Below are 18,499 nucleotides of genomic sequence, written 5' to 3' on the forward strand. Positions count from 1 at the left end.
CCTTTCTTTCTTTTATGACCCGATTTACCGGCCTGATTGGCATTGTACTGATCCTGGGCATTGCCTTCCTGCTCTCTAACAACCGGAAAGCCATTAATCTGAGGCTCGTGTCCGTGGGGCTGCTGCTCCAACTGGTCATGGCGGTTTTCATCCTGAAGATTCCCTTCGGGCAGATGATTTTCCAGAAGTTCGGGCACTTCATCACCCAGATCCTGAGCTTCTCTGACCGGGGGGCGGAGTTTGTCTTTGGCGCGCTGGTGAACAAGGAGAAAATGGACCGGGCTTTTGGCGTGGGCAATGACGTGATCTTCTTCTTCAAGATTGTGCCTACCATCATTTTTGTGGCGGTACTGGTGAACATTGCCTACCACATTGGCCTCATGCAGCGCGTGGTGGCCGTAATGGCCCGCGGGGTGCATAAACTGATGGGGGTAAGCGGCAGCGAGGCAGTTTCCAATGTGGCCAGCGTGTTTGTGGGCCAGGTGGAGGCTCAGCTCATGATCAAGCCTTACCTCAAAACCATGACCAACTCAGAGCTCCTGGCTTCCATGGCCGGCAGCATGGCCTGTATTGCGGGTGGCGTGATGGCGGTGTACATTGCGTTGGGCGTACCCGCCGAGTACCTCATTGCCGCCAGCATCATGGCCGCGCCGGGTGCTTTGGTCATCTCCAAAATCGTTTTCCCGGAGACCGAGGTCTCAGAGACCAAAGGCAAGGTGGCGCTGGAGGTGAAAAAGCAGGACGCCAACCTGGTAGACGCAATTTCGCACGGCGCCTCAGACGGCCTGCGCGTGGGCCTCAACGTGGTGGCCATGCTCATTGGCTTCATCGCGCTCATTGCCCTGGTAGATTATTTCCTGGGGTATCTGGGCGGCTTTCTGGCCGGACTGGGGCTTTCCCTGGACGCCGTGGGCATTCCGCTGGAGCACCTGAGCCTGAAGAGCATTCTGGGCAGCGTCTTCTCCTTGTTCGCTTGGGCGATGGGAGTACCTGCCAAAGACATGTTCGCGGCCGGTTCCCTGATGGGCACTAAAATAGTAGTGAACGAGTTTGTGGCGTATCTGGACCTGACGGCTCTCAAAGGCACTCTGGAACCCAAAACCCTATTGATTACCTCCTTCGCCCTGTGCGGTTTCGCGAACTTCAGCTCCATTGCCATTCAGGTGGGCGGCATCAGTCAGTTGGTGCCGGAGCGGCGACAGGATTTGGCTAAACTAGGCCTGAAAGCGTTGACCTGCGGAACCTTGGCCTCTTATCTATCGGCTACGCTGGCCGGTATTTTGATGTAGCAGCACCGCTTCTATGCAAGAGTGCCCGTTTCCGTTTAGGGGCTGCTTTTTCAAAAACAGCCCCTAAACGGAAACGGGCACTCTATTTATTTCTAAGTTAGTTGTCTAAGGCATCGTTCATTTCTCTTTGATGCAAGTGCGTTTAGCGGCTCTTTTTCCAGAAACAGGCGCTAAACGCACTCTACAGCAAGAAGAAACTATTGGCCGCTAGACAACCGGTTTCTCCATGATTCGGCGGAGCCACTTGAGCATGAGCACCAGCACCAGAGCCGCCGAAACCGTCACCGCGAAGTTAACCCAGAAGAAGAACTGCTTGTCATCATAGGTATCCCAGAGGCTGGCCAGAATCCCGGACAGTTTGTTCCCGATGGAAGTGGCGATAAACCAGCCGCCCATGAGCAAAGCCGTTAACCGCGGCGGACTCACCTTAGACACCAGGGAAAGTCCCATAGGGCTGAGGCACAGCTCGCCAATGGTCACCACAAAGTAAGTACCCACTAGCCACAGGCTGGAAACTTTATCCTGACCGTTATCGCCGGCCCACACGGCACCTACCATCACCAACGTGGACAAACCCGTGATGAACAGCCCCCAGGCCATCTTAGCCGGCGTGCTGGGCTCCTTGCCCTTGCGCCGCAACAGGCTAAAGGCACCCACCACCAGCGGGGTAAGGATAATCACGAAGAATGGGTTAATAGACTGGAAGAGCTCCGTGGAGATAAGAGACAGTGAATTGCCTTCCTGCGGCCATTCTTCCTGCGGCAGGTTGTTGAAGTAAGGGTCAACGCCTTCTTTGGTCACCACTTTCCCCTCGGCGTCGGTGCGGGTACGGAAGGCGGCGTCAAAATCGGCTACGGTTTTAGGCGTGGTGTCTATGCTCTGCACCATTCCCAAAGAGGCAGCGGGTTTCTCCAGAGATTCGGGCAGGCCGCGGTCTGTATAATACTCGGCCCAGGTGGTGAGGGCAGTACCGTTCTGCTTGAACACGCCCCAGAATACAATTACTACCGCAAAAATGGACAGCAGGGCGGCAATGGGTTTTTTATCTTCCGTAGAGGCTTTGGCCCAAAGGCTCACGTAGAACAGAATGATGGGAATGGAGCCGAAGATGAACGCGTCTGTAGAGTCTGACCCGAACACATCGCCGGGGATAAGCACCCAGCTCAGGATACCTACCAGAACGGCCGGTACAATCACCAACCCGAAAACTTTCCAGAGAGGCATGTCGTGCGGCTGCGCGGGCTTCCGGATGTCATAGTCGCGGTGGGTTTTGTTGCCGGCCCAGAAAATGATTAGGCCAATGAACATCCCAATGCCCGCGGCCAGAAACGCGAAGCCCCAGCCGTAGGTATTGCGCAGGTACGCCGCCACAAAGTTGCAGATGAACGCCCCCACGTTAATGCCCATGTAGAAGATGTTGTAGCCCGCGTCTTTCTGGGGCAGGTATTGCGGCTCTGAGTACAGGTTGCCCAGCAGCGTAGAGATATTGGCTTTGAAGAAACCGTTCCCAATGATGATGAGCGCCAGTGAAATGAAGAAGAAAGTATTGCCGGGCAGCGCCAAGCCACAGTACCCCAGCCCCATGAGCAATCCGCCAATGGTGATGGACAGCCGGTAACCCAATAATCTATCGGCCAAAAGGCCGCCAATGAAAGGCGTTAAAAACACCAGCGCGATGAAGGTGCCATAAATATCAGAGCCTTGGTCTTTGGGCAAGCCCATGCCGCCGCTCTGGGTATCTGTCATGTACAGGAAGAAAATCCCGATCATGAGGTAATAGCCGAAACGCTCCCACATTTCTGCCAGAAAAAGGAAATACAAGCCCTTAGGGTGCTTGGAAGTTGATGTAGACATTCAGGTATTCTTGTTTAGTCAGCTTTGAAAGTAGCAAAAAATATTGGAACTGCTATATCTGAACTGCCCTGACTCTGCCTCTCCCGAATGGATTTCCCACCTCCATCCATGCCGTAGGGGCATAAAAAAAGGCTTCGGCGCAAAGCCAAAGCCTTTTTTTATCTAGATATGGGATCAATTACAGAGTCACGCCTTCAGCAACGACTTCCTGTACTTCCGGTACCATGCGCTTGAGCAGGTTCTCAATACCGGCTTTGAGGGTAACGGTGGCAGAGGGGCAACCGCTGCAGGAACCTTGCAGGTTCACAGTCACAATGCCTTCTTTATAAGATTTAAAGGTAATGTTACCGCCGTCCTGCTCCACCGCCGGGCGCACGTAGTTCTCCAGCAGGTCAATTACTTTCTGGGAGATCTCAGTGTCTTCGGCCGAAAGGTCTGCGGGCACTTCGGCGGCCGCCGATGCTGCCGTTGACGTGGTAGGGGTTCCCAGGAAAATAGGACCGCCTGCCTCAATATAGGATTTGATGAACGTTCTGAGTTCTGGGATGAGCTGCGCCCACTGTACCGGGCTGTTTTTGGTCACGGTCACAAAGTTGCTCGCGATGAACACTCTGGACACATAGTCAAAATTAAACAACTCCTGCGCAAACGGAGACTCCACCGCGCTCTCCAGAGTTGGGTAGTCCACGCTGCCGCCTTCGCCCAACAAGGTGGTGTTGAGCACGAATTTCATAGATTCCGGATTGGGGTTCGCCTCTGCGTACACCGACACGGCTTTAGTTGTATTTTCAGTCATGGCTATTCTTGATTTATAGTAAAAACCTACTGCCTAGGGTTTAAGTTTCCAAAATTAGGTAAAAATCCAATACGTTCTAGTTCCCTTGGGGGAACCGTTGCGCCTCTTGCGTTTAGCGGCCGTTTTTCTGAAACCGGGGCCAAAACGCCCGTGCTTTAAAACAGAAAACGTAACTTTACCCTGCTTGATTTTTTCACCAACCATGCCTCTATGCTACAAGCCACTGTCTTATTAGCCTCTACGCCCCATAGCGTACCGGGCTATTTGATTGCCCCTTTCGCGTTGCTGATTGGCCTTATTGCCACCGGCCCCATCTTTTTCCCCCACTTCTGGCACAAATACTTCAAGACCATTTCGGTGGGGTTGGGCCTGCTGGTGCTGGCTTATTACCTGTTTGTCTTGCAGGACACCCACCTGCCCGCCGAGACCCTGGCCGAGTACGCCTCTTTCGCCATTTTGCTCAGTTCGCTCTACATCGCCGCGGGCGGCATCTATATTAACGCCAACGCCAATGCCACCCCGCTCATCAACGTGGGAATTCTGATCTTCGGGGCTATTATTGCCAACGTGATTGGTACCACCGGGGCTTCGCTCCTGCTCATCAGGCCGTTCATTAGGCTCAACAACCACCGCATTAAGCCTTACCAGATCGTGTTCTTCATCTTCATTGTGAGCAACGCGGGCGGCATGCTGACTCCCTTGGGCGATCCTCCGCTGTTCATCGGCTTCCTGAAGGGCGTGCCGTTCTTCTGGACCCTCCAGCACCTGTTCACGCCCTGGGCAATTGCCGTGGGAACACTCTGCCTTATCTTCTTTGTGCTGGACAGCCGCAACAAGGAAGGATTTACGCCTAAAGCCGAAGTGAAGGCCAAAATTGAGGCTAAGACGGAGTTCTTCTTTACCGGAAAACGCAACCTGCTGTGGCTGTCTGTGATCATTGGGGCCACGTTCCTGAACCCTGCTTCTTTTGACTGGCTGCCGTACATTCCCCTGGAAGGTGGCATCAAGGTATCATTTGTGCGCGAGTTAGTGCAGCTGACGGCCGCGCTGCTGTGCTTCAAATTTGCCAGCCGCACCGCCCTCAACGGTAATCACTTCTCGTTTGACCCTATCATGGAGGTGGTGTTCCTGTTCTTCGGGATTTTCTTCACCATGATGCCCGCCCTGCAACTTTCAGCGGAGCTGGCTTCCTCGCCGGAATTTGCGGCCAAACTCACGCCCACCGTATTTTACTGGGTAACTGGTTCGCTCTCCGGAGTGCTGGACAACGCGCCCACTTACGCCAACTTCCTGTCTTTGGGCATGGCTAAATACCACCTCAACTACGCAGACACCGCCCAGGTGCACGATTTCGCCTATGGATTGGCTCAATCTCCCGAAACGCTGTTGGTGCTGGAAGCCATCTCGGTGGGAGCTGTTCTGTTTGGCGCCATGACCTACATTGGCAACGGCCCTAACTTCATGGTGAAAGCCATTGCCGAGCAAGCGGGCGTTAAAATGCCGCCGTTCTTCCAGTACATGTTCAAATACTCTGTGGTGTACCTGCTCCCGGTACTTGCCTTGATTTGGCTGATCGTGATCCGGTAGCTTCCCCACTTTGTCCCAACGAAAAGCCGTTTAGGGGCTCTTTTTTCAAAAAGAGCCCCTAAACGGCTTTTCTATTTCTGATAGTAACGCATTGCTCCTAGATTCTCCACAGGTGCTCATCCCCCTACCCCCTTCAAAGGGGGACGAAATGCGTGCTAGATACCGTTGATTCTCATCGGCCTTGATTTACTAAGTTCACTGAGACACGACAACGGCCTTACTACCCGCACCTATTCCAGTCTTTCGTTCGAGCGCCTCGCTTGTGGCCAAGCAAGCAAGAAACTAAGAGAGAATTACACTGGCTTGGCCGCAAGGGCAGTGCGAGAGGGGAAGACGGGGCCTCGCGGCCGTGAGCGCTTACCGGATAAGATGGAACAAAGAGGCTCATGAAGTCATAGACAACCGCAAAGCCCAGGCAACAGCCAATTAAAAAACGTTTAGGGCCTGTTTTTGGAAAAACAGGCCCTAAACGCAAAAGCACTAGTCAATTCTATTAGCCCGTTGCCGAAGCACAAAATCAGCGAGTACCAGTGCCGCCATGGCATCTACAATAGGCACAGCGCGCGGCAACACGCAGGGGTCATGCCGTCCTTTGCCTTGCAAGGTAACCTCCTCGCCGGTCTGGTCAATGGTGGTCTGGGGCTGCAAAATGGTAGCCACGGGCTTGAAGGCAACCTTAAAATAAATGTCCTGCCCGTTGGAAATGCCGCCCTGGATGCCGCCCGAGTGATTGGTGCGGGTTCTCACGTGGCCGTCTTCATCGGTGTAGAAGACATCATTGTGCTGGGAGCCGTACATGCTCACGCCGGTAAAGCCGCTGCCGTACTCAAAGCCTTTCACGGCGTTGATGCTGAGCATGGCTTTGCCCAGCTCGGCGTGGAGTTTGTCAAAAACCGGCTCGCCCAAGCCCGCCGGCACGCCTTTCACCACGCAGGAAACCACCCCGCCAATGGTATCCAGTCGGTCGCGGGTTTCCTCAATGAGCTTGATCATGGCCTCGGCAGTTTCTGGGTGCGGACACCGCACAATGGTGCTGTCTACCTGGCTCAGATCTAATTGACTATAATCTGCCGGGGCATAGATGTTACCCACCTGCGACACATAGGACGTGATCTGAACACCCTGCAAGGCCAGAAATTTCTGGGCCAAAACGCCGGCCGCTACCCGGGCAAGCGTCTCGCGGGCCGAGCTTCTTCCGCCGCCGCGGTGGTCGCGGGAGCCGTACTTGGCGGTATAGGTATAATCTGCGTGCGAGGGCCGATACGCCTTTTCTATGTGTGAATAGTCATGGCTTGCCTGGTCTTTGTTGAACACCGAGAGCGCAATGGGCGTGCCCTGCGTGTGGCCGTTGAAGATACCCGAAAGAATCTGCACCTGGTCTTTTTCATCACGGGGCGTGGTGATCTTTGATTGCCCGGGGCGGCGTCGGTCTAGCGCGGCCTGAATTTCCTCAACGGTGATAGGGAGTCCGGCGGGGCAGCCATCTATAATAACGCCTACGGCCGTACCGTGCGATTCCCCAAAGGTGGTGATCCGGAAGATGGACCCGTACGAATTGCTCATTTCCTGTTTACTATGAAAATAACTAAAGCAACCCCCAGCATCACGGCCAGAACCACATTTATGTAGAGGCGCACCTCCTTGAATTGGTCCAAGCCCACTAGCTGGTTGCTTTCTGTGTCGGCAATATTGTAAAATTCGCCCACATCTTGGGCCCTTATGAAGGTATTTTGATCTTCCTGCCCCCGCACCCGCACCGTAAAGGCAGGCCGAAGGGTGTCATAGCGGGCGGTAACGGTATTGAAATATACCCATTGAAACAGCTCGCGCAGCGGATATCCCCCGGCCTGGTGCCCCACCATAAAGTACCGGAAGGTTTTCTGCCCGGTCATTCTTCCCTGCTGCACCTGCACGTTCTGCCGTATCTCTGGGGTATAGATTTCCAGCTCACTGGAAACCGCAATGTGCTGCGGGGTGGGCAGCGTCCTGATGTTTCCTTCGCCCACAATCTTGAGCAGATAGACCAGGTTCTGGTTCAGGGAAATGGTGTTGCGTGACACCTGCTCCTCCAGCCGGAATGCGCCTACCGCCACCTGATCGCGGAGCGGATGCGGGGGCAGCGGCCTCACGGTTACCTCGCTGCCTTTGGCAGTATAAGTTTTGTACTCCGGCAAACGGTTCTGGGTGAGCAAAGAAGGATTTTTGGCGATCTTGTATTTGATCATCCGGAGGCCAACGGTAGGGAAACGGAGCGGCTGCGGCGTAATTGGGAAAAGAACCGCCTCGTGTAACTTGTACCGGGTAAAATCTTTGCCGCCAATTTTCAGCTTCTCAGGGGTAATCTCGTCCTGCTGCACCACCTCCTCCAAGGTACTCCGCTGTTTCAGCTGCCCAATAATGCCGCTGATCTGGGTATTGAACTCATAGAAATCCAGCAAGCCCAAATCAGAGTCTGCCACATAGAACCACAGTGAAACCGGTACTGCCTCCCCCACATACACGCGTTGTTTGGGTACGTGCAGCGTTAAGAAGGCATTTTCCTTCACCTCCACAAATTCTGGGGCGCCCGCTCCTCCGGGGACCACTGGTAAACTGTCTCCGGGGGTTGCGCCGGCTGGCGGTGTAGCCCCCACGCGTCCTTTTATGCCCGGCGACAGGATGCTTTTCCCGTCAACGGTCAAGGTGAAGGGCTTCACCGTGAACTCGCCTTCGCGCAGGGGCGCATACTGTTGGGTGAGCGTGTACACCACAGACTTCTTCGTTCCCCGGGTGTAGGTGGTGGTGAATGATTTCTGGGTGCTTTTCTGCATTCCCTCAATCTCTGGGAAACCTTCCACCTTAGTAGGTTTAGTCCCCCCTGATTTCAGGGAGATGGTGAAGTATTGTTCTATGGGAATAGTGGTGGGGCCGTATTCTATGGTGTGCTCCTGCGCGCGTGCACCTACCGCCCAGCACAGAAAGCACAAAAAGAGAACCACCGTGTTTTTCATCTGATTTCAGAAAAACGGGCGCTAAACGGCCCGCATGATTTTTCAAAAGTACAAAGAAGCAGCCAAGCGCCCTCCATCTTCTTTCAAGTAACGCCCACAGAGCTCCTAACCACAGAATATTTGCACTTTTTTCTCACCGCCAAAATCCGGTTGCCCAGTGCCCGTCGTAGGTCTCGCTGATTGCGCCGCTTTGGGAGACTTTATCAGGAACTGGTGGCTTACGGCGGCGAAGAATGTTCACCCTCAATTTTAAAACTATGGCAAAAAACTTAAATTCTGATTCTGAGCAGCAGGTACTGCAAGCTTGGAAGAATCCCCTGAACCGCCGCTCTTTTCTGAGATACACCGGGGCAGGAGTTGCGGCATCAGCTATTCTGCTCACCGGCTGCGATGACGACGATGACAGCACCGTGACAGACAACATGCCCGGGGCCGTGAACTTGGGCTCTGGCGATGTAGGCGTACTTAACTATGCGTATGCGCTGGAACAATTGGAAGCCGCTTTCTACACCGCCGTTGTGGCGCTCCCTAATTTCTCCACGCTTTTCACCAGCGCGACTGAAAGACAAGTACTCACCGACATCCGGAACCACGAGATTGCGCACCGTGAGTTCTTCAAGGCCGCCATTACCGGCGCCGCCGCCAGCCAGATTATTCCCAGCCTCACCCCTAACCTGCCAGCCAACGCCCTGTCCAGCCGTGCCTCTATCCTGAACCTGGCTAAAACATTTGAAGACTTAGGCGTAGCGGCGTACAACGGAGCGGGCAAACTCATCACCAATCCTACTTATCTGGGCATAGCCGGTAAAATTGTGTCTGTGGAGGCCCGCCATGCGGCCGAGATCAGAGACATGATTGAGAACGGAACCTTCGCCAGCGGGGCCGCCGGCATCACGGCTGGTAACATTGTAGACGCCAACGGTTTGGATGTAGCCTTAACGCCAACCCAAGTACTTGCCGCCGCCCAGCCTTTCATCAGGGAAACCATTAACGGCAACAACTTACCAACTAACTAACCTCCAGAAAGCCATGAATATTTTTCACATACTCAAAGAAATAGAAAAAGTAGATGAAAACGTATTTGACCGTCTAGACCCGCGCCGGGCTGTTTTCAAGCATTTTGGGGGCTTCGGCAAAAAGTTGGTAGCAGCAGCGGTTCCGCTGGCGTTTGGCTCCATGCTGAACAAAGCTTACGGCCAAAGCGGCACTACCCCTTCGGTGCGCGAGGTGCTGGAATTTGCCCTTAAGCTGGAAAACCTGGAATACTACTTCTATAAACGCGCCGCCGATACCAATATTTTCCCTACCCCGGCGGGCAAAACTGCTTTTGGGGTCATCAGGGACCATGAGGAAGACCACGTCAACTTCCTGCGTACGGCCATTACCGGTTTGGGTGGGGCAGCCCCTACTTCATATACAGACGCTAACTTTGACTGGACCGCCGACGGCCTCCTGGGCAACAACACCTTCACTGACTACCCCACCATGCTGGCCGTGGCCCAGGCTTTTGAAGACACCGGCGTACGCGCGTACAAAGGTGCAGCCCCGGCCCTCATCAGCAACAATGACGTATTGCAGGCAGCTCTGCAGATTCACTCTGTGGAAGCACGCCACGCCGCCCACCTGCGCCGCATGCGCCGAGACATGCCCAGCGGCGTAGCCAACCTGAAACCGTGGATCACCATGAAAGACCGGGGCGGCATTCCTCCCGAATTTCAGGGGATCTATGACGGGGAAGAGGCGGTTTCACAGGCGAGCGTCACTATTACGGGTACATTTGGCGGGGTGGCCATAGATGCCAATGCCGCTTCTGAGGCCTTTGATGAGCCGCTCACCGTGGCTCAGGTGAACGCCATTGTAGCTCCGTTCCTGGCGTAACTCACTCATATAGAACAGAAAAGGACAATCTTTAACAGATTGCCTTTTTTCGTGCAATTATTTTATAAAATCAGTATAAAAACAGGCATCAAAAATAGGTCCGTTGCGTATATGTTAATCCTTACAGAAACACATACACTTATTCCTATTACAACCATGTTAGAGTACGTTAAACTGATTTTAGATAAAGTAAGCTTTGACTCAAACTTATTTGAGAAAGAACTGAGAAAAAGCCTGCGCATGTTGGTACGGAAGGAGTTAGTAACGCTGCGTGAGTGGTGCTACAAGCGCTTCTCCGGTTCATACAACAACATTCTAGACAAGGTCTTCGGGAACGTGATGGCCGCCTAAGGCCGCTGGTTCCTCTGCCACAAACTGCAGGTTGCGGGTTAAGCCCGCGAAGCCTGTCCGTTTCACGGCCGACTTTTTGAAAATATGCCCAAAAACTTCCTGAGTTAGCTCCAGCCAATCTGAAGAGGAAAGGTGGAGCAACTCCGGATGGGGCGCGAACGCCGGCTCCCGGTGCGGTTTGCTGAACCGGTTCCAGGGGCACACATCCTGGCAGATATCGCAGCCAAACACCCAGTTCCCAAACTTCCCCTCTACCTCCTGCGGAATCTGGTCTTTCAACTCAATGGTGAAGTAAGAAATACATTTACTGCCGTCTACCACGTAGGGCTCTGAAATAGCGTCTGTGGGACAGGCATCCATGCATTTGGTGCAGGTGCCGCAGTAGTCTTTGATAGGTCCGTCCGGCTCCAGTTCCAGGTCCAGAATAAGCTCCGCGATGAAAAAGAAACTGCCCACCCCCGGCCTGATGAGGTTGCTGTTCTTGCCTACCCAGCCCAAGCCGCTTTTCTTGGCCCACACCTTGTCCATGACCGGCGCCGAGTCCACGAACACACGTCCACCCACTTCGCCAATCTCCTCCTGAATGTACTGGAACAGCGTCTTGAGCTTGTCTTTGATCACGAAGTGGTAGTCCTGCCCATAAGCGTACTTAGAGATTTTGAAGGTATCCTCAGGCTGGGTTTCCTCCGGATAATAATTCAGCAGTAAACTCACCACTGACTTTGCCCCGTCTACCAGCAGCCGCGGGTCCAGGCGTTTGTCAAAGTGATTGGCCATGTAGTGCATCTGGCCGTGCATGTTCTGATTGAGCCAGTTCTCCAGCCGCGGGGCCTCCTCCTCCAGAAAATCGGCCTTGGATACCCCGCAGTACATAAACCCCAGCTCCTGGGCTTTCTGCTTGATGAGTTGTGTATGCTTTGGGGCGAGGTTGAACATGGGTTTGCGTGAGGCTGTAGCCAGAGAACAAAATTGGGGGAAAAGAATTTCACATAAAGCATTTTTTCCGTTTAGGGGCTGTTTTTCCCAAAAGAGCCCCTAAACGGAAAAACATGTGCAAAGCAGGAAGGAGTTTTGAGCTGGCTATCTGAATCTACTAATAAAGGAAACTGGCGCGAGACTTCCGTCTCGTGACAAAGGATGCTGCGAGTCTCCAGACTCGCCGGAAACCAAGAGCAAATTCTTAATCTCTGGAGTTTGGAGACTCCATCCATCCAGCGGCACGAGTCTGGAGACTCGCGCCAGTTTTTAGAGAAACAAAAAACCTCACAGGTTTCTAAAACCTGTGAGGTTTACTTCTATGACCTCGCAGTGTGCGCAGCTTCTGCAAATGCCTACCGCTTTTTACCTGTTTTCAGAAAAACGGCTCCTAAACGCAATTACTCGGCTTGGTCAAACAAGGTGCCGCTGCGCACGTGGTTAGGGGCAATTCTGCCTAAGTGGCGGTAGGCGGCTTCGGTGGCTTCGCGGCCGCGGCTGGTGCGCTTGATGTATCCCTCCTGAATCAGGAACGGTTCATAGACTTCTTCAATGGTTTCGGCCTCTTCGCCGCAGGCGGTGGCAATGGTGGAAAGACCAACCGGACCTCCTTTGAACTTGTCAATGATGGTGCTCAGGATACGTTTGTCCATCTCGTCCAGACCACTTTGGTCCACGTCCAGAGCATTGAGCGCAAACTTGGCAATTTCTACGGTAATGGTACCGTCGCCTTTAATCTGAGCGAAATCACGGGTACGGCGCAGCAGGTTGTTGGCAATACGAGGCGTTCCGCGGCTACGGCGGGCAATCTCAAAGGCGGCATCCTCATGGATGGGCGCCCCCAGAATCTCCGATGACCGCTGCACAATGGTAGTGAGCAGTTTGGAGTCATAGTACTCCAGCCGCGAGTTGATGCCAAAGCGGGCGCGCAACGGCGAGGTCAGCAAGCCAGACCGTGTGGTAGCCCCGATGAGCGTGAACGGATTGAGTGAAATCTGCACGGAGCGGGCATTAGGCCCAGAATCCAGCATGATGTCAATCTTGTAATCTTCCATGGCCGAGTACAGGTACTCCTCCACAATAGGGTTCAGCCGGTGGATCTCGTCAATGAACAGCACGTCGTTGCGCTCCAGATTGGTGAGCAGGCCCGCCAGGTCGCTGGGCTTGTCCAGCACCGGACCGGAGGTAATCTTGATATTAGAACCCAGCGCATTGGCGATGATGTGGCTCAGCGTGGTTTTGCCCAGACCGGGAGGCCCGTGCAGCAGCACGTGGTCCAGCGCCTCGCCGCGCATAATGGCCGCGCCCACAAATACTTTCAGGTTCTCCACCACCTTCTCCTGCCCGGTGAAGTCACCGAAATCCAGCGGCCTGAGGGCACGGTCTATCTCACGCTCTGTGGGCGACAGATGGTCGGCGGAACCGTTTAAATAGTCTTCTCTCATGTGTAAACTCTCTTGGCGTGAAGCAAAGATTCAATCGTAAAGATAACACATGCGGGGCTAAAAACGGTCCTTGAACAGCTGTAAAAAGCTCCCTTTTTGCTATTATTTTTACCAGCAGCCTCACAGATAACCAATTCTTTTAGCAATAACATACTAGGCGTATTTCTCGAAAATCGACATTAAACAAAAAACAGTTACGTTTCCGCAACTGCTTTTCTTGATATTGTTTGACTGTCTTTTAAGTAGAACTATGGCATACTTTATTCAGCCGTTAAAGCGCCTCCCAAGTAGGTTTTATTTTTTGCAGCTTCAACAGATACAGAATTAGAAGTATAGGCTCTAATCTGAAGTTAAGCACGAACCCCTCGGACCTATCCACCAGCGGAAGTACAAACATAGCAACCCCACAAGCCACAAGACCAATAATGGCATCAATAATTCCTAGTCTGACGGCCCAATCTTTTTCGGTCCATAAGCCATAGGCAGTTACTCCTTTAAATAAGATCAGCAACGTTAGGGCAATACCTGTGGGCGAGATGGGGTTGGTGGTCTCAAAACCATATAAAGACATAGTAAAGCTTAGACCCATCAAGCCCATGACCACTCCTATAGGCACTACCGCCGCCATCAACATGAAAAGCCAGGTAAAGGTCTTTATCCACCAGGGCAACAGATCACGTCTTCTACTTTTTGTCTCCTGTAATGCTTCAAAAGGTGAGGAAACATGGGTTTGACTTTCTTCCATCTGATGATGACTGATCTCTATTTAAACGCCTGAATACCGGTAATATCTGCCCCGGTGATGAGCAGGTGAATATCATGGGTACCTTCATAAGTGATCACGCTCTCCAGGTTCATCATGTGGCGCATGATGGGGTACTCACCGGTGATGCCCATACCGCCGTGAATCTGACGGGCCTCGCGGGCCACGTGCAGGGCCATGTCTACGCTGTTGCGCTTGGCCATGGAAATCTGCTGGGTGGTGGCTTTGCCTTCGTTTTTGAGTACGCCTAAACGCCACACCATCAGTTGAGCCTTGGTAATCTCAGTGACCATTTCGGCCAGTTTCTTCTGGATGAGCTGGAAACCGGCAATGGGCTTGTCAAACTGGATGCGCTGTTTGGCATAGTTCAGCGCGCTCTCATAGCAGTCAATGGCTGCGCCGATGGCTCCCCATGCGATGCCGTAACGGGCCGAGTCCAGACAACCCAGCGGACCGCGCAGGCCGTCTACGTTAGGCAGCAGGTTTTCTTTGGGCACTTTCACGTTGTCAAAGACTAACTCGCCGGTGCAAGACGCGCGCAGGCTCCATTTGTTGTGTATCTCGGGGGTGGTGAAACCTTCCATGCCGCGCTCCACAATAAGCCCTTTGATGCGGCCTTGCTCGTTCTTGGCCCAGACCACGGCCACCTGGCACTCCGGCGAATTGGAGATCCAGAGTTTGGCGCCGTTGAGCAAATAATGGTCGCCCATGTCTTTGATGTTGGTGACCATACCGCCGGGATTAGACCCGAAATCTGGCTCCGTAAGCCCGAAGCAGCCCAGCCACTCGCCGCTGGCCAGTTTGGGCAGGTACTTCTTGCGCTGCTCCTCTGAGCCGTAGGCGTAAATGGGGTACATGACCAGAGAACCCTGCACCGAAGCCGTAGACCGCATACCAGAGTCGCCGCGCTCAATTTCCTGCATGATAATGCCGTAGCTGATGTAATCCAGGCCGCCGCCGCCGTACTCGGTGGGAATGGTTGGCCCGAAGGCTCCTACGTCGCCGAACTTGGGAACAATCTCAGACGGAAAGTGCGCGTCCTGCGCCCATTTCTCAATGTTGGGGGAAATCTCACGCTTCACAAAGTCCCGCATGGTCTGCCTGATGAGCTTGTGCTCGTCGGTGAGAAGGTCATCTACGTTGAAATAATCTGGTGCGCCGGAGTTATCTACAGCCATAGTTTGTAGGTTAGATGTCTTTAGCCAAACATAACAAGAAACCCGGCATGCGCCAAGCACATCTCCCAAAACCTTATGCATTCCCAGCGGCCATTTTTCTATTTTGGCGTCGTTTTAGGAAAAAGAGCCCCTAAACGGCAGCCGTCACCGCCCATGCACTAATTAGCTTTATTTGCGATCTGCCGACTTGAGCTGTCTGTAACCCACCCCTACCCCTCCCAGGAGGGGAATCATCTGCAACAGGAGCAGGGGAACTTCTCTTTGGGGAAAGGCAGGGTGGCCCAGCTCAGATGGTATAATTAAACACTGCTATTTAAGTTACTTCCTGAAAAAACAGAAGCCAACAGCGTACAACTGTTGGCTTCTGTTTAGCGGCCGTTTTTCTCAAAAAAGCTTAAAAACGCAGGCTGATTTGGGCCATATAATTGCGGGGTGCCTGCGGGAAGTAATAGTTGTAGTGGTAGCGGGTGTCATCACCTACGTAGTATTCAGAGAAAGTGAAGCCGTTGGCCTCGTATACTTCATTGAACACGTTGTTCACCAGCAAGCCTAATTCCACTTCCTTCATCCAGTTCACGGGTCTGAAGCGGTAAAACACCCTAACATCGCCTACTTCATAGGGTTTAATGCGGCGCTCCTGGCTGGCCGTGTTGTCCAGGAACTGCTCACTCACTGTCTTGTACTGGAACTGGAACCGAAGACCATTCACCGGCTGCACCTCTATTTGGTTAGACGTGACCACACTGGGCGAGTAAGAGATGGTGGTCTCCTGATAGGTAGTGCGCAGTTCTTCCACCGGATTGTAGTCCTCATCAAAGCGGTAAAGCGTCTCCCCGAAGTTCTCGATGCGGTTCCGGCTCAAAGATAGGTTGCTGGTGAAACGGGCCAATTGACCTAAGCCAATGCCGGCCGACAGTTCCACCCCGGTTCTATAGCTGTCGGGGATATTCGTTCTCAGGGCGGTGCCTACGTCATTAACCTGCCCGGTAAGTACCAGTTGGTCTTTGTAATCCATGTAGAAGTAGGTGAGATCGGCGGTGAGGCGCAATGGCAGGCCGTTCCATTCGCCCAAAGGCTGATTTAACCGGTAACCGGCTTCATAATCTACCATGCGCTCGGCTTTGGCCTGGTCGTTCAACGGGCGGTCGGTGAAGTCGGAGCGGGTGGGTTCGCGGTGCCCTACCGCCACTGATCCGTACAACTGATGCACCTCTGAGAGCGCCAGCGTTACCCCGGCCTTTGGGTTGAAGAACCCATAGTCGGCGCGGGTGGTCACATCACGCTGGTCATCGTCGGTGCCGTCCAGTCTGTAGTCCACGGTACGGTACTGCACATCCCCGAAGAAGCTCAACTTCTCCGTGGCCTGCCAGGTGGCTTTACCGTACACGTTGAAATCGGTTTTGCGGGCATCGCCGTCATAGTAACGGTGCCCCGGCCGAATAGTGGCTGCATATTGCGCCCAGATCACCTCCCCAAAATGCGCGCCGGTGTACCGGTTCCACCCTCCGCCCAGTACGGCCGAAAGTTTGCCCGCGCCACGGTACTGCAACGCGAACGTAGTTCCGTAGAAATGATTGTCCAGCCATTTCTGACGCACCAGATCCGTTTCCTCCACGGCAGTTCCTGCAATGGTTACAGGCGGAATAAGGTAATCTGAGAGATCCTCGCCCGCTTTATAATTCTCGTAGAACCCGAAACCGCGGGTGTAGTGCAGGGCCGCGCTCAGAGACAGCAGCGGGCTGAACTCGTGGCCGTAGTGCAATTGGTAGTGGTACTGCTGGTAATCATCTACCTCATTTCCGTAGGGAGTGTCATCGCCCATCTCAGTCCCCGCTGAGTTATAGCGGCGGTTGGTTTTCAGGGTCTCCTCGTCCACGCCGTTCCAGGCCTGGTAGGTTTTCTCATGTCCCCCAAACACCACCGCTTTCAGGAAATTTTTGGTTCCATAGTATCCGCCAGACAGGTAGAAGGACTTTAAGTTGGAGCTGGCGCGGTCTACGTACCCGTCTGAAGTGATGCGGGAAAGGCGTCCGTCAACGGCAAATTTGCCGCCCAACAGACCGGTGCCAAACTGCACGTTGTTTTTCCAGGTGTTGTAAGAGCCGTAGGCGTTGTCTGTGCGGGCATAGGCTTCGGGGCTGGCATCCTGGGTCTGCAGGTTCAGGCTCGCGCCGAAGGCACCCGGCCCATTGGAGGAAGTACCCACCCCGCGCTGGATCTGCACATCCTGCAAGGAGGAAGCAAAGTCTGGCATGTTCACGAAGAACACCCCGTGACTCTCGGCGTCATTCACCGGAATCCCGTTCACGGTGACATTGATGCGGGTGATGTCTGAGCCTCTTATGCGCATGTTGGTATAGCCTACCCCGGCCCCGGCATCTGAATTGGTCACTAATGAAGGCGTGTTTTCCAGCAGATACGGCAGGTCCTGCCCAAAATTGCGGCTCTCCAGTTCTTCCTTGCCCACGTTGGTGAACGCGGTCCCGGTTTTCTCATTGGCGCGGGTGGCGGTCACCAACACTTCTTTGGTAGCCACACTGGTGCGGGTAAGGGCAAAGTCTAAGGTTTGCGAGGCTTCCAAGGCAATGGTTTGCGTAGCATTGGCGTAGCCCAGGTAACTCACTTGCACGGTGTACTCGCCGGCAGATAGGTTAGGGAAAGTGAAACGGCCGGCGGCATCAGTGAGGGTGGCGCGGTTGCCCGCGGTAAGCGTAACGGTACTTCCGGTAAGCGGTGATTGAGTGGCGGCGTCTATGACACGGCCAGACAAAGTGATCTGTGCCATGGCATACCACGGCAGCAGGCAGCCCAGCAAGAGGGCCAGAACTTTTTTCATGTGAAAAAAAGACGAAAATGGTAAAACATACAGAAGCCACCCGGGGCCGGTGCTCCCACTCTGTTTTGTTTCCCTTGTTTTTCCCTTCGCCGGCATTACCCGGATCAGGTTCAATGGGTATGATCTCAGCCCGTTATCTTAAGGCACCCCTAAACTGAGGCAAAGCTACACCCCCCAATGTTCTTAACCAACCGGTTCTCAAGAACCTGCTTATTTTTTTCAGAATAGGGCTAACATCGAAAGGCTGCTATACGTTGAACAAGAAGAGACGCCCGCGTGGCTGTGGATGTGATGTGAGACTTCTAATGCATCTGTTCTTATGATGATTGTATACGCTTTGGCCATGTTTGCCTTGATCGCTTTTCTAGCGCTGGCCCCGCGGAAAAAACTAAGTGTGCCCCCGCATGACGACAATGACGACGACGGCGGCGAGCCACTGAACGATGGTTTGCCCGACCTTGACCTCCCACCAGGCATTTGCCTGCCCATTAATGACTGGGAACCTGACTACAGCTCGCCACGGGTAAAGACTACTCCCCTGGTCTAGTAGCTCCCAT

At 53.6% G+C, this 18,499-nt stretch carries 15 protein-coding genes and 1 riboswitch; of the genes, 6 read left to right on the plus strand and 9 right to left on the minus strand.

All coding sequences use genetic code 11. The annotated features are described in order from the left end of the window. Window positions 1-14: 14 nt before the first annotated feature. Entirely contained in the window at window positions 15-1,289 is a 1,275-nt protein-coding gene (locus tag EFA69_RS00080; RefSeq protein WP_123131058.1) for a NupC/NupG family nucleoside CNT transporter, read from the plus strand. A gap of 207 nt (window positions 1,290-1,496) precedes the next feature. On the opposite strand, the gene EFA69_RS00085 is transcribed toward EFA69_RS00080, so the two are convergent. Together EFA69_RS00085 and EFA69_RS00090 are read right to left on the minus strand one after the other, a co-directional pair. Then, window positions 1,497-3,143 (minus strand): peptide MFS transporter, encoded by a 1,647-nt coding sequence (locus EFA69_RS00085; protein ID WP_123131059.1) that lies wholly within the window; start codon window positions 3,141-3,143, stop codon window positions 1,497-1,499. A gap of 178 nt (window positions 3,144-3,321) precedes the next feature. Next, window positions 3,322-3,939, minus strand: a complete 618-nt coding sequence (locus tag EFA69_RS00090; RefSeq protein WP_123131060.1) for a NifU family protein — start codon at window positions 3,937-3,939, stop codon at window positions 3,322-3,324. 210 nt (window positions 3,940-4,149) lie between these two features. On the opposite strand from EFA69_RS00090, the gene EFA69_RS00095 reads away from it, so the two are divergent. After that, window positions 4,150-5,526 carry a sodium:proton antiporter gene (locus tag EFA69_RS00095; RefSeq protein ID WP_123131061.1) on the plus strand — a complete coding sequence of 459 codons (1,377 nt, stop codon included), beginning with the start codon at window positions 4,150-4,152 and terminating at the stop codon, window positions 5,524-5,526. 480 nt (window positions 5,527-6,006) lie between these two features. On the opposite strand, the gene aroC is transcribed toward EFA69_RS00095, so the two are convergent. Next, window positions 6,007-7,089: a chorismate synthase gene (gene aroC, locus EFA69_RS00100; RefSeq protein ID WP_123131062.1), complete on the minus strand. Its 1,083-nt coding sequence runs from the start codon at window positions 7,087-7,089 to the stop codon at window positions 6,007-6,009. Then, complete coding sequence (locus EFA69_RS00105; RefSeq protein WP_123131063.1) at window positions 7,086-8,516, minus strand: BatD family protein; 1,431 nt, start codon at window positions 8,514-8,516, stop codon at window positions 7,086-7,088. The genes aroC and EFA69_RS00105 overlap by 4 nt, the downstream gene beginning before the upstream one ends. A gap of 257 nt (window positions 8,517-8,773) precedes the next feature. Here EFA69_RS00105 and EFA69_RS00110 point away from each other — a divergent pair, with 257 nt between their 5' ends. The 3 genes from EFA69_RS00110 to EFA69_RS00120 all read left to right on the plus strand — a co-directional run bounded on the left by EFA69_RS00110 (window position 8,774) and on the right by EFA69_RS00120 (window position 10,745). Further along, on the plus strand, window positions 8,774-9,532 hold the full coding sequence (locus tag EFA69_RS00110) for a ferritin-like domain-containing protein (RefSeq protein WP_221175640.1): 759 nt from the start codon (window positions 8,774-8,776) through the stop codon (window positions 9,530-9,532). Between the two features lie 13 nt (window positions 9,533-9,545). Beyond that, window positions 9,546-10,394 carry a ferritin-like domain-containing protein gene (locus EFA69_RS00115; protein WP_123131065.1) on the plus strand — a complete coding sequence of 283 codons (849 nt, stop codon included), beginning with the start codon at window positions 9,546-9,548 and terminating at the stop codon, window positions 10,392-10,394. Between the two features lie 156 nt (window positions 10,395-10,550). Then, on the plus strand, window positions 10,551-10,745 hold the full coding sequence (locus tag EFA69_RS00120) for a hypothetical protein (RefSeq protein WP_123131066.1): 195 nt from the start codon (window positions 10,551-10,553) through the stop codon (window positions 10,743-10,745). On the opposite strand, the gene queG is transcribed toward EFA69_RS00120, so the two are convergent. The 5 genes from queG to EFA69_RS00145 form a co-directional block, all read right to left on the minus strand. Further along, complete coding sequence (gene queG / locus EFA69_RS00125; protein WP_123131067.1) at window positions 10,710-11,681, minus strand: tRNA epoxyqueuosine(34) reductase QueG; 972 nt, start codon at window positions 11,679-11,681, stop codon at window positions 10,710-10,712. The genes EFA69_RS00120 and queG overlap by 36 nt on opposite strands. 440 nt (window positions 11,682-12,121) lie before the next feature. Further along, entirely contained in the window at window positions 12,122-13,165 is a 1,044-nt protein-coding gene (ruvB, locus tag EFA69_RS00130; protein WP_123131068.1) for a Holliday junction branch migration DNA helicase RuvB, read from the minus strand. Between the two features lie 271 nt (window positions 13,166-13,436). Further along, window positions 13,437-13,910, minus strand: coding sequence for a hypothetical protein (locus EFA69_RS00135; protein ID WP_148041207.1), 474 nt, complete (start codon window positions 13,908-13,910; stop codon window positions 13,437-13,439). Between the two features lie 17 nt (window positions 13,911-13,927). Then, window positions 13,928-15,106, minus strand: coding sequence for an acyl-CoA dehydrogenase family protein (locus tag EFA69_RS00140; RefSeq protein ID WP_123131070.1), 1,179 nt, complete (start codon window positions 15,104-15,106; stop codon window positions 13,928-13,930). A 394-nt stretch (window positions 15,107-15,500) separates the two neighbouring features. Then, window positions 15,501-17,942: a TonB-dependent receptor gene (locus EFA69_RS00145; RefSeq protein ID WP_123131071.1), complete on the minus strand. Its 2,442-nt coding sequence runs from the start codon at window positions 17,940-17,942 to the stop codon at window positions 15,501-15,503. A gap of 63 nt (window positions 17,943-18,005) precedes the next feature. After that, a riboswitch (TPP riboswitch) is annotated at window positions 18,006-18,103 on the minus strand. A 158-nt stretch (window positions 18,104-18,261) separates the two neighbouring features. On the opposite strand from EFA69_RS00145, the gene EFA69_RS00150 reads away from it, so the two are divergent. Beyond that, a complete protein-coding gene (locus tag EFA69_RS00150) occupies window positions 18,262-18,489 on the plus strand; it encodes a hypothetical protein (RefSeq protein ID WP_123131072.1) in 228 nt (75 codons plus the stop codon). Window positions 18,490-18,499: the final 10 nt, after the last annotated feature.

Origin of the sequence: Rufibacter immobilis (genome assembly GCF_003721565.1) — a bacterium.
In the GTDB taxonomy this organism is placed as follows: Bacteria; Bacteroidota; Bacteroidia; order Cytophagales; family Hymenobacteraceae; genus Nibribacter; species Nibribacter immobilis.

Coding starts and splice junctions, on each gene's coding strand:
- EFA69_RS00140 (WP_123131070.1), bottom strand. CDS start 15,106: ATGGCTGTAGATAACTCCGGCGCACCAGATTATTTCAACGTAGATGAC.
- ruvB (WP_123131068.1), bottom strand. CDS start 13,165: ATGAGAGAAGACTATTTAAACGGTTCCGCCGACCATCTGTCGCCCACA.
- EFA69_RS00090 (WP_123131060.1), bottom strand. CDS start 3,939: ATGACTGAAAATACAACTAAAGCCGTGTCGGTGTACGCAGAGGCGAAC.
- EFA69_RS00110 (WP_221175640.1), top strand. CDS start 8,774: ATGGCAAAAAACTTAAATTCTGATTCTGAGCAGCAGGTACTGCAAGCT.
- EFA69_RS00115 (WP_123131065.1), top strand. CDS start 9,546: ATGAATATTTTTCACATACTCAAAGAAATAGAAAAAGTAGATGAAAAC.
- EFA69_RS00095 (WP_123131061.1), top strand. CDS start 4,150: ATGCTACAAGCCACTGTCTTATTAGCCTCTACGCCCCATAGCGTACCG.
- queG (WP_123131067.1), bottom strand. CDS start 11,681: ATGTTCAACCTCGCCCCAAAGCATACACAACTCATCAAGCAGAAAGCC.
- EFA69_RS00145 (WP_123131071.1), bottom strand. CDS start 17,942: ATGAAAAAAGTTCTGGCCCTCTTGCTGGGCTGCCTGCTGCCGTGGTAT.
- EFA69_RS00085 (WP_123131059.1), bottom strand. CDS start 3,143: ATGTCTACATCAACTTCCAAGCACCCTAAGGGCTTGTATTTCCTTTTT.
- EFA69_RS00135 (WP_148041207.1), bottom strand. CDS start 13,910: ATGGAAGAAAGTCAAACCCATGTTTCCTCACCTTTTGAAGCATTACAG.
- aroC (WP_123131062.1), bottom strand. CDS start 7,089: ATGAGCAATTCGTACGGGTCCATCTTCCGGATCACCACCTTTGGGGAA.
- EFA69_RS00105 (WP_123131063.1), bottom strand. CDS start 8,516: ATGAAAAACACGGTGGTTCTCTTTTTGTGCTTTCTGTGCTGGGCGGTA.
- EFA69_RS00150 (WP_123131072.1), top strand. CDS start 18,262: ATGATGATTGTATACGCTTTGGCCATGTTTGCCTTGATCGCTTTTCTA.
- EFA69_RS00120 (WP_123131066.1), top strand. CDS start 10,551: ATGTTAGAGTACGTTAAACTGATTTTAGATAAAGTAAGCTTTGACTCA.
- EFA69_RS00080 (WP_123131058.1), top strand. CDS start 15: ATGACCCGATTTACCGGCCTGATTGGCATTGTACTGATCCTGGGCATT.